This window comes from Arcicella rosea (genome assembly GCF_040543805.1).
GTDB lineage: Bacteria > Bacteroidota > Bacteroidia > Cytophagales > Spirosomataceae > Arcicella > Arcicella rosea.
Map to the genome: position 1 here is coordinate 182,290 of NZ_JBEUMS010000013.1, position 16,504 is coordinate 198,793.

A 16,504-nucleotide genomic window follows, 5' to 3' on the forward strand; every position below is an offset into this window, starting at 1 on the left:
CTTATTAATATTCCAGACATTTTTTCAGTAGCATATGATTTGAATTATAATTATGATTATGTTAAGTATGAGTATAAAAGTTCTTCATGTAAACAATCAATATCCAATATTATTTCTGGGTTATTGGATATTGATTGTTTAAAATTTCCTTAAATACTAATTGTGGAAATTGGAAAATGACATGTCTCCAAATAGGTCAAGTATATTCGCCAGAGTACTCGTTGTATTGGTATTTGATACCTATATCATCAAAACTTTTCAACATGGCTGGGTAATTTGTATAGGTTATATCTTCTTTTCCATTATGCTAAAGCTATCTGTGAATAACCTCAACAGCAAGATTAAATTCCTAAAAGTGAAGATGTTTCACTTTTAGGAATTATAGGTTATTTTTCAAGCAAATATCCAAAATAGAAAAACAACTTTCGTTTAATTGTTCCGTTTATTGCGTTTAAATCGCTATTGGGACCAAGTGATTTTACTTCATTATTACTTACTCCCATTTTTGAACCTACCGCTGGAATGGCATCCAAAAATGAGATGTCGCCTGTAGGTAATACTGGATGTGGCTTTGCACCATTGATAGCATAAAAATCAAACAAACGTACATACAAATCGTCTTCAGGCGAGGCTACGATAAATTTGCCTTCCATTGTACTTAATTCCAGCCAAACAATATTAGAATAATATCCTTTGAACTCAGGGTAAATCCAAGGAGCATTACCTGTTTGGGTATTGTTGTATAAGTTTTCGAAAACATTATAGTTTAGTCCTTGCATACGGTTTTTCCAAGCTCGATAAGGTCCTTTTCCCAACCATTTGGCACTTAAAACCAATCCTTCTGGATAACTAAAACTTATCCCCGCAAAAGGATATTTACCCTCTAGTGCATATTCGTAGTCCATTTCAAGCCATCCATTTGGTTTCATTTTCCAACGCACATTTTTGAGCGAACCGTTATAAGAGACTTCTACTACTTGGTTATTATCTTCTTGATAATGTTTTATACTTGTGAAATCTGCTTGCCCGCTCACTAAAACAGGTCCATTATTGAAAGATAATTTTGCACTGTTATCATTCGACAAACGAACTAACTTCCCTGTATTCTTACTAAAACTGACAGCAATTCCATTGGCTTTCAAGGTAATCAATGTGTCTGTTTCTGTAGCTGTAACAGACTGATTATAAGGTGTATTCAATAAGTTTTTGATAAGTTCTGTATTAGATTTTATCTTCAAAACCCAACGATATATTTCCTTTTTATCTGTATCATAAGCGATAAGTACCAGTCCTTCAAAGCCTTTCCAATCGGCTGGAAGGCTTATTTTTAATACTCCTTTGTCAGTTGGCTTTATATTAGGAGAGATGACATCCCCCGTTTGAGCAATAGAATAGCCTGTTTGAGAATTACTCCTTGCATTAAAATTAACCAATTCCCAACGGAAAACACATTGATTAAGGTTAGTAAAATGATAACGATTTTCTACGGGAATTTCACCGTTGAAATCACTAGACAATTCTTTCATCGTTATTTTTACAGGTGAATAAATCTCACGAATAGCATATGCACTTCCTTCTTTTTCTCGATGTGGACCTACTACTCCATCAGGGGCATTAATGCCGTTGATGTCGATTGTATTGTTGTGGTCAGTTCTCATGATTCCTTCATCGGCTAAATTCCAAATAAAGCCCCCAGCTCCTTTTTTGGCATTCCAATGCAATTCCCAGAAATCTGCCAAGGCCGCTGCTCCACCACCATCGTGCATGGCGTGTAAAAACTCGGTTGGCATATAGATATTGGTGTCTGCCAAAAGCTTTTGGGTACTGTAATAGTTTTCGTAATGATTACAATCTATTCCGTTAAAAGCATTATCTGGTTTATGATGTGCATGAATAACGGTTCGTTGAGATATATCATAATTGCCAAAATCATCGTCTAAATCTTTGTTATGCCCGCCTTCGTTGCCGTTACTCCAAAAAATGATAGATGGATGGTTGGTATCTCGCATCACCATTTCTTTGACTAATGGCTCACCTGCTTTGGTGTTATAGGCTTTTTGCCAACCTGTTAGTTCATCAATGACATAAAGCCCCAATGAATCGCAGAGGCGAAGAAAGTTTGCATCAGGCGGATAATGTGAACATCTTACAGCATTCATGTTCATTTCTTTGATTAATTTGACATCGGTCAAATCGCCTTCTGGAAAGGTTGCACGCCCGTACTCTGGCCAAAAAACATGACGATTTACACCTTTCATTTTGATTTTGACGCCATTGAGGTAAATTCCATCGTGTTTTCTCACTTCGATAGTCCTGAAACCAAATGATTCTATCGTTTCGTAAAAAAGCTCATTGCCTTTTTTCAATTGAACTTTTACTCGATAAAGATTAGGCGTTTCGGCTGTCCATAAAGCAAGCGATTGGATAGTTGTTTTTAACAAAATTGTCGAATCTCCTGCCGTTGTTTGTGCTTTTGTTGTGCCAATGATATTTCCTTTTTTATCCAGAATTTGAGCCACAACTTCTCTTCCACCTAATTTATTATTAAGGTGTACTTTAAGGTTAAAATTGCCATTTGCCTTTCCATCAATCGACATCCAATCAATGTTCTCTTTGGGTTTGGCTTCTAAATAAACAGGGCGAAAAATCCCTCCAAAAATCCAAAAATCTGCAAGACGTTCGGCATTATTGATAGTTTTTTCGGCAGACATTTTACTTACTTTTACTTCCAAAAGATTGTTTTTGCCGTATTTTAATTTCTCTGAAATATTGTATTTAAAACGATAAAATGCTCCTTGATGAACCTTCCCAGCTAAAGTACCGTTGACTTTCACTTCAGTATCGGTCATAGAACCTTCAAAAACAATCCAGATTTCTTTATTTTTCCATGAATCAGGAACGGTGAATTCTGTTTTATAAAAACCTTGTTCGTCGGCATATTTGAACAATTTTCCGAAGGTTACATCATCTCTACCATAGTTGTATGTACCAAAGCCTTGCTGTTCCCAATGGCTTGGTACTTGAATGGTTGACCAAATGCCCGCTTTACGCCCGCCACTAACTTGGAATTGCCATGTTTTTGGATGAGTAACATCTGTACCAGAAAGGTATTGAATTGCTGATTTTGCAGTCGATTGTGCTTGAAGATAGAGGCTTATCAAGCTCAAAATCGCAATAATTAGCACTTTATTTAATAGTTTCATACTTGTTATGGTTTATCATTTTCTAGTGGTTCAACATCTAATCTACTCAGTGCCAGACCTGTATCCATAAGATAAATACGTACGGTTGTTTTTCCAGCTTGTTCTATTTTTAGAGGGATGTTTGATTCGGTATAACCACGTAGTACATTGGCAGACCACTTTTTGTCTTCTTTTGGATGATTAAAGTCAATAAAAGTTGGTTTTTCTTGATTAATGGTGACACCTAAAAGTAAACTTCTTCCAGCATGAATGGCATGAGTAGGCAAACATTTAATGGATAAATTGTATGTTCCTTGTTTTAGCGAAAGGTTATACTCTACATAAGGAGCATTGTCAATCGCTGTTTCTTTGAAAGAATTACCATTGAAAGGATAACGAGTAATACTTTTTCCTCCTAATCCAAGTCCGTTGATAGCAATAATTTGTTCGTTGACTATTTCATGTTTAGTTTGAAAATCGGTGGCGTATTTTGTAGCCGCATTGGCTTTTGTAGCAGCTTTAATTGGTGTAGTATCCAAATATCGACGGTCATATACTTTCTGAATAGTAGAAGTACTATCTAAAACCTCTGGAGCTCCTACTGTTGGCATTCCATAAACAGATAGATTTCTAGGAAAATAAGTAATGATATGATCCCATTTTCCTTGTTGAATACCAGTGTTATAATATTCAGTAAGCGACTTGATTTGCTTAAACGCATCTTCTGCTTTTCGAGAATATGCTATGGCAAGTTTTTTGTCGATTGTTGCCACTTGGCGACTCATTTCAGCGTAAAATATTTTACGATTCATCAATCCTGCTCCTTTTACAGGATATTCAATCAATTCAAAAAAAGCATCTTTTTGATAAGGTTGTATCTTTTTCTTGAGCCTCTCCACTTGGTCGATTAAGGCATCGTATGCTAAGATTCTTTCTTGTTTGGAAGCATCATCAAATTGTAAAATACCGAGGTGCTCTGGTTTACCATTTTGGGCTAATTGTAAATATTGGTTTTTGATATTGGCGATTTCAGGAGCTAATGCTTTCCCAAAAGTTTCACCTGCCCAGTATTCGGCATATTTCCACGCATTTTCAGGATTCCATTTTTTTACATCCCAAGCCATATCTAAGAAGAATTGTGTTTCCATTTCTGATGGCTTAATGTCGCCAACGTTCAATACCCAAAGTCTGTTTGCTCCAAACTGATATGCTTTGGTCATCTCATAAGAAATAAGGGAGGGCGAAGTAGTTGTGAGCCACAAGTAGTCGTGCGGACCACCTAAATAGGATAAATGATAATAAACGCCACTTGCTCCACTGCGTTTTTGTTCTTCTGCATTAGAAAGTTGTCGGATATAGCCAAAATTATCATCTGTCCAGATTAATGTGGCGTCTTCGGGTACTTTTAATCCTGCTCTATATAAGTCTAATACTTCTTTATAAGGACAAAAAATTTGCGGTACGTTCAGAATACCTCCTAAATTTCGTTCAAAAATTTCTCGTTCATCCTTAAAAATAACATCAAGTAATTGAATTTTCCCTTCTTTAGTTGTAGGTCCTACAATCGAACCATCACGAACCCCACGCATACCGATTGTATAAATGGTTTCGTAATTTTTGGCTTCTTTTACACGGTCTTCCCAATACCGATATATTTGGGCTTTATTTTTATCGTAACGGTATTCGTTGGGTTTTTCTGAGTACTCCTGCTCGTAGTTTTTTCCCCATTCAAAAGTGTTACTTCTCAACATCATATCGCAGTGAGTAGAACCAATCACGATACCGTATTTATCTGCGACTTTGGGGTTTTCTTTGTAATACCAAAAAGCCTTGGTGCTATCGTGCATGGCTGGCCAAATCATATTGGCACGAAGGCGTAGCAACAATTCAAAAACATGGCTGTAAGTATTAGGTCCAATATCTTTGATGGTAGTGTCCATTTTTCTTTTTGCCCAAGCATTCAAACCCCAATCTTCATCATTGATAAAAATACCTCTGTATTTTACAGAAGGTTCACCAACAGTGATATTTCCAGATAAAGCAAAAAGTTCTTTTCTTGGCATTGGGTTTACATCTGCCCACCATGTCCAAGGCGAAACACCCGCCATGCGAGAGATTTCAAATAGTCCATAAGCCGTTCCTCTTCGGTCGCTTCCAACAATAACCAAAGCCTGCTTTATATTTGGGAAAGGATTATTTATGGTAACAATCTTAAAAGACTCCCACTTGTTTTGAATAGCACTAAGGTCTATTTTCTTCGATGTTACTAATTGATTTATTACCGCTGAAGCACCCAAAGTACCAGCAATAATAAGATATTGCGGAGCTGTTTTTAAATCATGGATGATACTTGGTTTTACTCCAGTAATTCGAAAAATATCTGAAGAAACTGCTTCAGCAGTGATTCCAACAACTTCGGCATTGCTTTCTTCTACCAATATACTTGTAGCAGTAGCTTTGCTTACAATTGGAAATGCCCCTATTTGGACTTTAGAAACAATAGAAAGTGTTTTCTGAGCGGATAATATGTAGGGGCAAAGCCACACTATTAACAATAAAATATTCCTAATAATAGCTTTTGAGCAATAATTTGGAATGAAAAATAATCGTTTGAGATTGTTCATTATTAGGACTAAAATTAAATTGTTTAGACAACGAAATTAATTTAGTCCTCATGAAAATAATCGGCGTTTTGTGCCAAAAAACTGGCAATTTGATACGTGAAGGCGATTAATAAACTATTGCTTACTGTTTTGACTATACTTTTTAGGTGTCTGCCCAAATTGCTTTTGAAAGGCTCTGCTAAAAGTAGTTGGGTCGGAGTAACCAACCATGTAGGAGATTTCAGCAACTGTATGATTTTCTTGCAAATATTCTGAAGCCTTTTTTAATCGAATGGTAGTGATGAAATCATGAACTGATTGATTGGTCAATGCCTTAATTTTTCGATAAAGCTGTGTTCTACTCAGCGACAATTGGTCAGCTAACCATTCAACGTTTAAATTAGTATCCAGTAAATTACTTTCTATTAAGTGATAAACTTTGGTAACAAAGAGCTTATCGGTAGCATTAGTCCCAATTATTTTGTGGTCAAAACCCGTAGATAATCCAAACAGTTCTCTTAGCTTTTTGCGTGAATTCAATAGATTTTGAATACGACTTTGGAGTAATTCTGAGCTAAAAGGTTTAGGGATAAAGGCATCCGCACCGATGTCATAACTTTCTATTTGACTTTCTTGCGATTGTCTGGCTGTCAAAACAATCACAGGAATATGACTGGTACGTTCATCATTTTTTATTTTCCCGCACAGTTCGATACCACTTTCTTGTGGCATCATTACGTCGGTAATAATAATATCTGGCACTATTTCTTTGGCTTTTTCAAAACCTTCTATTCCATTGCTGGCTTCATAAACCTGATAGGTATTTTGCAAAATACTTTTCAGATAAGTACGAATATCATCATTGTCTTCTACCAGCAATATAACTTCTGATGATGTGTTTTGAGTCTCTTCAAAAGCTATCGTTTCTATCTTATCATTACTGTATTCGGCTATCTGAGAAAATTCTTGGGCAGTATTTTCATCAAAACCTTTTAGTGTAAACGTAAAACAAGTTGCTATAAATGGCTCGCTACTTACGCTAATATTTCCTTGATGTAATTCCACTAATTCTTTGGTCAAAGCTAAACCAAGTCCTGTCCCTTCCAATGATTTTTGTACATGATTATCGGCTTGAACAAAAGGGTCAAAAATTCTATCAATCATGTTGGCAGGAATACCCGAACCATTGTCTTTTACAGAAATACTTACGTCATTCATTTGAGGTGATTGGGCGTGTAGCCTAATCCAAATTTCTCCTTTTTCACCGCTAAATTTCAACGCATTTGAGACAAGGTTATACAGTATCGTACTAAGTACTTCAGCATCGAAGCCCATGAATAGAGATTCGTTTTCGCTTTCAAAATGTAGCTTTATTTGTCGTTTTTCTGCACGAAGTTCAAAAGCAGATAAAAGTTGTCGGATAAACAACACTATATCTTGATGTTGGATAGCTAATTGACGTGTTCCCGATTCCAGTTTTCTAAATGCTAATAATTCATTTATCAACTGTAACAACCTACTTGCATTGCGATGTATAATTTGATAATACGTTTTTTCTTTGCCAGCAAGATTTTTTCCCGACATTAAGTAATCTAGTGGGTCGATGATTAAGGATAAAGGCGTTCTAAATTCGTGCGAAATATTGGTAAAAAAACGAGATTTTAGTTCGTCCATTTCAATGGCTTTTTCGGCTTGTATTTTGGCTTGAAATATTTTTTGATGATACGCCTGACGAGTTTGGACAATTCGGTAAATACCGTAAATCAAGAAGATAAAAAGTAAAGCGTAAATACCATAAGCCCACCAAGTATGCCACCAAGGAGGTAAAACAATGATTTCGAGTGTGGCTGGTTCTGGATTCCAAATACCATCGCTATTAGAAGCTTTTACCAAAAGTCGATACTTCCCATCGGGCAAATTTGAATAACTGGCTACTCGTTTACGTGCATCAGAAACTACCCAATCAGCATCAATACCTTCCAATTTGTAAGCATACTGGCAACGGTCTGGGGCAATGTATTGTAAAGCAGCAAACTCAATAGAAAATGAATGGTCATCATGAATAAACCTAAGTTGTTTTGTAAGGGTAATCGGCGAAGTCAATAATACTCTTTCATTTATTTTTTCTCCTTGCACCACCGCTTTGTTTTGGACTTCCAAACCTGTAAAATAGACTTTAGGGAGTTGTGTATTATCTGAAATTTCTGTTGGCAGAAAACTGACAAAACCTTCTGTACTTCCAAAAAATAACTCACCATTTTTGTTATCTCTACAACCAGTTGCATCGGTAAATTCAAATCTTGGAGTATTTTCTTTAATGGTATAATTTCGGATAACTCCCGATGCAATGTTGAGGCGAGATAAACCTAGCTTATGTCCAATCCATATAAAACCTTGTTGGTCAGCTTGTACTTTGGCAATATAAGTATCTGCAAGTCCTTGTTGTTGACCGAAAAGAGTAATGTGGTTTTTGCTATCAATTTTTGCTAATCCGTTGGCTGTTCCGGCCCAGATATTTCCTTTTTCATCTTCTGTTATGCCATAGACTCGATTATCGGGTAGTTTTGGATTTTCCCCTTCACTATTATAAATCTGTATTTCCGCAATTTGACGAGTCCGTAAATTCCTTTTTACTTTAATTAATCCAGCGTACTCAGAACCAATCCATAAATTTTTTTGGGAATCAAAAAACAAACAGCCAGCACCAGAACTACTAAAAGAATGATTTAATTTCTGTTTTTGAAAGGTACTAGTTTTGGGGTCGTATCTTAGAATACCATTGATAGTAGCCAACCAAATGGATTGGTCTAATGGGTCTTCGGCAATTGCAAAAAATCTTGTAAAGGATGCTCCATTTTGCTGAAAATAGCTTGTTGTTTTCTTTGTTCGTGGGCTATATTTATCTAATCTGGTTCTACTTCCTATCCACAAATCACCACGACTATCTTTAAGCAAAGCCCGTACATTTTTACCAGAAACTAGTCCTGTTACAGTTTTCCTTGTATAAGTTTTTCTATCAAAAAATATCACACCTTTGTCTTGTGTACCCAACCAAATACCCGATGAATCTGCCAGAATAGCACGCACAGATGTTTGAGCAGTTGAATGCAAATCAGTTTCGAGCGTATGTGTGTGAAAAGGCTTTGCATTAAGTTCAGCTTTATTTACTCCTCCTGTAGTAGTTCCTAACCAAAGAATTCCTTCATTGTCTTTATAAACACAATTGACATTGTTGTCGTTGATTCCGCCTTCGTTGTTAGGATTTACTTTAAAAACGATGTTTTCTTTTGTCTGCGAAAGTTCAAATAATCCAATTTTTTGTTGGAGTTCTGTAGCAAGACTATTGATTTTAGCCAGATTTTGTTGACGATTAACGGAATCTCGGATCGCTCTGGGCAATTGAGCAGGTTTAAAACGGATAAAATTATCGGTTTCATATTGATACCGACAAATGACAGAACGAAAGGTTTCTATCCATAAATCGCCATTACTGTCTTTATAAAGATAATGAATGCGATTGCTAGCAATAGAATGATTATCGTTTGGAATATTTTTATATACCTTAAAACTGTAGCCATCGTAACGACAAAGCCCATTCCAAGTACCAAACCACATAAAACCATATTTATCTTTTATGATGGTGCGCACTCTATTTTGCGACAAACCATCTTTGGTAGTCAGATAACTGAAATGTATTTTTTGAGCATAGGGGTATGAAATACTCTGAATTTGAGTAATAGTTAGAACAAGAATAAGTTTAAAATAAAATCGCATAGTGATTCATTAATCATGTAAAATTACCATTAGGTATTTTAATAATAAAATAGTTTACGTTACTGTAGTAAATATACCAACAATCTTAAGAAGAAATCTTGACAAGTTGTCTTTGGAATTAGAAGGAAATAGACATTAGATAATACGGAAGGCGACCGCTAAGGTTAAGTGCAAGACTAGCGATCCACTATGCCTTCATCATTTTTTGGCTTTCAGCTACCACGAAGGAATAGTTATTCGCTAATGTTTTTATGTTGTCCAATAATTTGGAACTCGTTTTTTGTCTGGAAATTCCTCAAGGTCACTGATATGTGTTGTTCGATTAAAAGTATCTTTAATAAGCCAACTTTTTAATGTGTCTGTCCATAATGAGCCATATATGTAATTTTGATTTTTGTTTCTGTTGTATGCTGAAGTAAGAAAATATATTGGATTTGTTTGGTTATCAAAAATCATTAATGGGGAAAATTAAAGGAATTTTTTGCTCTTTCATTTGTTCAATAGTTAATCCTTTTATTTCTAATATTTCTTGTATCAATTCTTTTATTTTTGTCAAATGTTCAGGATATGAAAAATAAATAGGTGCATAATAATATGGTAATCCTTGTTCTGCAAAAACATTTATACCTGTCAAATCCGTACCATTCATTGTTTTATAGAATTCAAGTAATTCTTCGGGAAATTCAAACCCTAATTCATTTTGAAAATCTGTTAATTCTTGTACAGTTAGTCCTTTTTCCCATTTTGTTGCCTTTTGGTGTTGCAGTCCTGCTACATCTTTTTCCAATTCTATTGTTTCAAAGTATTTTTCGCTTTGGTGTTTAAACCAAAGCATAAATTCGTTCAAGTTTTCAGGTATTTTCATAAAATATTATATAACAGTTCGAGCCTCTTCTGGTATCTTTAGCAAAAGCAAGTTAAAAATAAATGAATAATTCCAGACTAACTGGAATTACACAAGGTAGATACTATCGCAGTATGTTTCTTCTCTGATGGAATAAAATTAGAAAATAAGCTGGGCTTGTGGGGAATTTGAAACACAAAACCCTGAAGGTCTGCTGATACAAATTACTTATGTTAAGTAAAGACCCTCCGTACTATCTTTAATACTATTCCAGTACTAGATTCAATAATTTCATGCTCACAATAAAATATTATCACTAGATAAATTGATATTATTTAAAAACCTCACAATTTCACTGATTTATTCAATATACTCCTAATTATCATTTATGGCGTTACTAGAAGTTTTGTGAGATGATTTTATTGGGAATATGTCTATGAAATAACCTATTTGAAGAAAATCTCGACCTGTTTCATCATCAATTTTGTAGTCAAATTGGTGTAAATAACCAATTTGTATTGTTGAGACTTTTGTTGGTTTATAATTAATAGAAAATAGCATTCTATTTCTTTCAAAATAAGGTTCATTATCGGTAAAAAAGATTTCATTACTTAAATTAATTTGTAGAGGATTATATTCATCTTTTTGCTTGCCTAAAGGATATGATAATCCGAGCCTATATCTAAATCTATTGCGATAACCATTATTGGTAAATCTTAATTCAACTCTATATCGTTGCTCAATTTTAAATTTATTAATAGATTGATTTAGAATAACTTGTGGCCAAATTCTAAATTCATCATTATTTTTAGGTAAAACAAAATCTCCTCCTTCTCTGTAGGTTTGATAACTACCTGTTCCAATGGTTAATGCAAGGTTTTTAGTGGACTTATAGTTAATCCCTCCTTTATATTCATAGTAATGAAAATTAGTGAAAAACTTTAATGAACGAATTTGTCCTTCACCCCAAACACTCCATTTTTCATTGAGATTATATTTTACATTCAGAATACTCCAAGTACCTAAATCAAATGTTTGAGCCAAAGAATAATTCACTAATAAAGCATGCATAAGTAATACTAAATATAATTTCCTCATCTATTTAAATTTTAATCACAAGTCCTTAATAACAATTTTCAGTTTGATATTAAAAAGTAATATTAAGTAGTAAATATTTATTTGTATAACTGTTAACAATGGGTATAATGATTTAAATTTTCTTCCTCAGTTTTTCTATATCCCTGTTAGTATGCCTCCCGTGATACTCTACTAATTTCAATAAGATATGATGAAGTACATTTTTTTCCGCTATATCCAAAGCAGCTGTAAATTCTGTTGAAACCGCTCCCATTTGACCAAAAACTTTAGCAAGGATTTGTGTGCCTTTATCTGTTAATTTGATTTGTTTACTCCGTTTATCTAATTGATTTAACTCTTCAGAAATAAGGTTAGCCCTAACAAGTCTTTTTATTATTTCAAGCCCTGTTGACTTCTCGTGAACCATTAAGTCAATTAACTCAGACTTAGTACAGCTTTTTAAACCTATTAACTTCGCTAAAAAAGAATACTCTTCGAAACTAAGATTCGTAGAGTATTCTAATACTTGTTTAGAGTACATCTTGACATAACGATGTAATAAACTGTTAAGCATTTCAATGCTATTTTCAGTATCGGTCTTATCGTATATCTTGTCAAAAACAATGCTATCATTATTATTTTCAATGGTAAGCCAAATTAGGAAAGTATCTAAGTTTTTACTCGTGTCTTCGTTAGCATAATACTTTTCAACTTTAGTCATCAATAACTTTAAAAGTTCGAACTTCTCCATTTTACAATAGTACTTGGTTTACATAATGCTTAGCTTAATAACTCCTGATAGGAAAATGCGTCCATTAATAAAATATACATTTAAAAATACTCAACAATTGCTAGGTAAATGGGCATTCCGAAAGTAATATTGAATGGAAAAGTTACCGCCAAAGCCATCGGTAAAAATAAACCGGGGTTTGCTTTGGGTACTGCAATTTTCATAGCAGCAGGTACGGCAATGTAAGACGCACTTGCCGCTAATATTGCAAAGATGAATCTATTGCCAACTTCGTGCGTAATAAAACCACTAGCAACAGCTACCCAACAACCATTAAAAAGAGGAATCAAAATAGCAAAAAGTACCGTAAACCAACCTGATTGATAAAAATTATTGATTTTTTTACCACTAATAATGCCCATATCTAAAAGGAAAATCGCTAAAAATCCTTTAAAAATATCAGTGGTAAAAGGTTTGATTCCTTGTGCTTGTTGCTCACTTGCTAGCAAGCCGATAACTAAGCTCCCGATAATCAAAAGTACACTTCCATTGGTCAAAGAATGTTTTATCACTGTTTTTAAACGTTGTGGAGTATCACTTTTACTTCCAAAAATCCGTATCAACACCACGCCAACAATGATGGCTGGTGCTTCCATCATCGACATTACAGCTACCATGTATCCATTCATACTATGGTTTTGCATTTCCAAAAACGAGACCGCCGTTACAAAAGTTACTGCACTTACCGAGCCGTAGGCCGCACAAATTGCTCCTGCGTTTTCGATACTTAGCTTCTTTTTCAGGATGAAAAAACTATAAATAGGAATAATACAAGCCAATAAAACACCAAAAAGTAAAGCCCAAATAATCTCAAGATTAAATGGGCTATGAGCCAACTCTTGCCCACCCTTGAAACCAATCGAAAACAAGAGATAAAGCGAAATGAATTTAGAGGAGTTTGGCGGAATTTCTAAATCACTCTTGAGTTGTACGGCAATTATTCCCAACACAAAAAATAGTAATGCTGGGTTGGTTAAATTTTCAATCAGTAATTGTAAGTTCATATCGTAAGGATTTAAGAATGGTATTTTATTATGGCAAAATTCTAAAAAGCCATTCATATATTTTTATTTATATTTGTAATGACAATCATTAAATATATTTATGAACTATACTTTGCATCAGCTACAAGTATTCTTGAAAGTAACCCAAACACAGAGTATCACAAAGGCATCGGAAGAGTTGCACTTAACACAGCCTGCGGTGTCGATTCAACTCCGAAACTTTCAAGACCAATTCGATATTCCATTGACAGAAGTAGTTGGAAGAAAGCTATTTATCACAGATTTTGGAAAAGAAATAGCTATTGCTGCCGAGCGAATTTTGGATGAAGTAAATGCCATTAATTTTAAAACATTGGCTTATAAAGGACAGCTATCTGGACGGCTAAAACTTTCTGTAGTTTCTACAGGGAAATATGTAATTCCTTACTTTTTAACCGATTTTTTGAAACAACATGAAGGTATAGAATTGATTTTAGATGTAACCAATAAAGCCAAAGTGCTAGAAAGTTTAGAGAATAATGAAGTAGATTTTTCATTAGTGTCTGTCTTGCCCGACAATTTACAGATTGAAAAAATTGCTTTGATGCAAAACAAATTATTTTTGGTTGGGAACACACAAGAATCCTTTATCAATAAAAATTACGAGAAAGATATTTTTGAAACGCTGCCACTTATCTATAGAGAAAAAGGCTCTGGAACAAGGCATACGATGGAAAAATATGTTGAAGAGAATAAAGTTTCGGTTAGAAAAAAGATGGAACTGACTTCCAACGAAGCAGTAAAGCAAGCAGTAATTGCGGGATTGGGTTATTCAATTATGCCACTGATTGGTATAAAAAATGAGCTACTCAACGGAGATTTACAAATCATTCCTGTCAACGGATTACCCATTATTACTACTTGGCATTTGATTTGGTTGAAAGGGAAAAATTTCTCACCAGTAGCAAAGGCTTTTCTAAATTACCTTCAAGAAGAAAAAACAAAAATCATTCATGATAAATTTAATTGGTTTGAAAAGTTTTGATATGGAGACAAATAAAGTATTTTTATTTTTTGTAAAATCTACTTAGATTGTCCACGAAAAACAAACGCTTTGTCCTAATAAATACAAATGGTTTGGGCTTAAAAACGTTATCTCAAATAATAGTTCTCTTTGTACTTCCCAATCTTTTTCTTCCTCAATTATCATCAAGTCTAATTGCCCCACTCAACTAATGTTAATATATTTGTATAAAGTGTACTTACCTTCAAATAATAGTATCGCTTAACTATGCCTAACCAGAATCTAGGACAAATAGCACGTGCATCGACAGATAATTAATTTCTTGTGGATGGATTATTCAATATATTAGACGTATCACTCTTAGTGCTGGGGTTTGGGTTATCGTGAAAGAGTAATTAGCATAATTGGGCATCACCGATTACCTGCCGTTTGTATAGGAGAAAAACCAGGAAGTAAGCTAACAGTTTGTGACAAGTTGGAAGAAGACATTTGAGGGGAAATTGCTGTAATGTTTATATAAATTTGCCAACATGAGTATCGAAAGAGTAAAACGTTTACTGAAAGATAAAGAAAATATCCGCCTTGAATTTAAGGAGGCAAAAACAGCATTACCCAAGAGTCTGTTTGAAACTATCTGTGCCATGCTCAACCGTGAAGGTGGGGATATTATTCTCGGAGCAAATGATAATGGCATTATTACAGGCATAGAAGTAAGCCTAATAGACGGTATGACAAAAGATTTGGTCAATTTATCAAACAATGCTCAAAAACTTGACCCTCCGTTTATCTTGTTCCCACAAACGTATGAAATAGATGGACATTGGCTTATCCATATTCAAGTACCTTCCAGCTCACAAATACATAAAACGGTCAATATTGTTTTCGACCGCAGTCACGATGGCGATTTTAAAGTGACACAAGCAAATCAGATTGCTCAAATTTACAACCGTAAAAGTTCCTATTTTACCGAGGGGACTATTTACTCAGCTTTGCGTTTTGAAGATTTTAATGAAGCTTTATTCCCAAAAATCAGGAATTTAATTCGTAGTCAAAACTATAGTCATCCATGGCTGACGCTAAGTGATAAACAGCTACTTGAAACCGCTGGTTTATGGAAACATGATTTTCAAAGTGGAAAAGAGGGTTATACCTTAGCAGCAGCTTTGTTGCTTGGGAAAGATACGGTTATTCAGCAGATTTTACCCCATTACAAAATAGACGCTTTGGTAAGAATTCAGGACCTTTATCGCTACGACGACCGTGCCTACATTCAAACTAATTTGATTGATGCTTATGAGGAATTGATGGCATTTGTAGCTAAGCACTTGCCCGATAAATTTTATATGGAAGGCGACCAAAGAGTAAGTTTACGTAATAAGATTTTCAGAGAAATCGTTGCCAACCTTATCGTTCACCGAGAGTATCTCAATGCTCAACCATGTAGCTTTACCATTTATGCTGACAGAGTAGAAGTTATCAATGCCAATAATCCACATGGTTACGGAATTATCGACCCCAACAACTTTAGTCCATTTACCAAAAATCCAACTATTGCCAAATTTTTCATACAACTTGGTCGTGGTGATGAATTAGGTTCGGGCGTAATCAACGTCAATCGACTCATCAAATCATACGCTAAAGGAGGAGAAGTGCAGTTTATTGAAGGAGAAATTTTTAAAACAATTATTCCCCTTAAATCAAAAATACTTGACGTTAAAAATAACGATGAGGATGCAAATGATATACTAAAAGGAGTAATTGAGGGAACAATTGATACAGTAATTGATACAGTAAATGATACAGTAAATGATACAGTAAGTAATACTGTAAAAATAAGAATGGTATCCATTATCAAAAAACTTTACGTAACACCTGGTATTAACTCTAATGATTTAGCGAAAGACTTTGGAGTAGAAGCTGTAACGATAAGAAGAGACATTCAAAAAATAAAAAAATTAGTAGAAAATAGAGGTCCTAAACTTGGGTATGAGCTAACCGAATTTATGAAATCAAAATTAGATAAGAATCAATAGAATATGGCACAAAATAGAGTATCAACCCAGAACTAGTCGAAATCCTAAGACCTGAACAAGGAAGAGTTTATTGAATACATTGTATGGCGTGACGCTCTTTAACATTTTGAGTCGTAGGGAACAACCTACGATAAGTTTGAGCCCAACTTTGTACCAAAGCTAAATTGGAAAACTGAACTTGAGCCTTTGCACTT

General features: G+C 34.6%; 9 protein-coding genes. 2 read left to right on the forward strand and 7 right to left on the reverse strand.

The genetic code is table 11. The annotated features are described in order from the left end of the window. Nucleotides 1-386 precede the first annotated feature (386 nt). The 7 genes from ABID42_RS16910 to ABID42_RS16940 form a co-directional block, all read right to left on the reverse strand. Nucleotides 387-3,203 (reverse strand): glycoside hydrolase family 2 protein, encoded by a 2,817-nt coding sequence (locus ABID42_RS16910; RefSeq protein WP_367284682.1) that lies wholly within the window; start codon nt 3,201-3,203, stop codon nt 387-389. A 5-nt stretch (nt 3,204-3,208) separates the two neighbouring features. Then, a complete protein-coding gene (locus tag ABID42_RS16915; RefSeq protein ID WP_367284683.1) occupies nt 3,209-5,806 on the reverse strand; it encodes a glycosyl hydrolase 115 family protein in 2,598 nt (865 codons plus the stop codon). A gap of 114 nt (nt 5,807-5,920) precedes the next feature. Further along, nucleotides 5,921-9,559: a hybrid sensor histidine kinase/response regulator transcription factor gene (locus ABID42_RS16920; protein ID WP_367284684.1), complete on the reverse strand. Its 3,639-nt coding sequence runs from the start codon at nt 9,557-9,559 to the stop codon at nt 5,921-5,923. 445 nt (nt 9,560-10,004) lie between these two features. Next, nucleotides 10,005-10,394, reverse strand: a complete 390-nt coding sequence (locus ABID42_RS16925) for an SMI1/KNR4 family protein (protein WP_367284685.1) — start codon at nt 10,392-10,394, stop codon at nt 10,005-10,007. Between the two features lie 384 nt (nt 10,395-10,778). Then, nucleotides 10,779-11,501, reverse strand: coding sequence for a DUF2490 domain-containing protein (locus ABID42_RS16930; protein WP_367284686.1), 723 nt, complete (start codon nt 11,499-11,501; stop codon nt 10,779-10,781). A gap of 112 nt (nt 11,502-11,613) precedes the next feature. Further along, entirely contained in the window at nt 11,614-12,231 is a 618-nt protein-coding gene (locus tag ABID42_RS16935; protein ID WP_367284687.1) for a MarR family winged helix-turn-helix transcriptional regulator, read from the reverse strand. A gap of 80 nt (nt 12,232-12,311) precedes the next feature. Next, nucleotides 12,312-13,274: a sodium-dependent bicarbonate transport family permease gene (locus ABID42_RS16940; protein WP_367284688.1), complete on the reverse strand. Its 963-nt coding sequence runs from the start codon at nt 13,272-13,274 to the stop codon at nt 12,312-12,314. 100 nt (nt 13,275-13,374) lie between these two features. On the opposite strand from ABID42_RS16940, the gene ABID42_RS16945 reads away from it, so the two are divergent. After that, on the forward strand, nt 13,375-14,298 hold the full coding sequence (locus ABID42_RS16945) for a LysR family transcriptional regulator (RefSeq protein WP_367284689.1): 924 nt from the start codon (nt 13,375-13,377) through the stop codon (nt 14,296-14,298). A gap of 509 nt (nt 14,299-14,807) precedes the next feature. Next, the gene (locus ABID42_RS16950) at nt 14,808-16,310 is read left to right on the forward strand and encodes an RNA/DNA-binding domain-containing protein (protein ID WP_367284690.1); all 1,503 of its coding nucleotides are present in this window, start codon (nt 14,808-14,810) and stop codon (nt 16,308-16,310) included. Nucleotides 16,311-16,504: the final 194 nt, after the last annotated feature.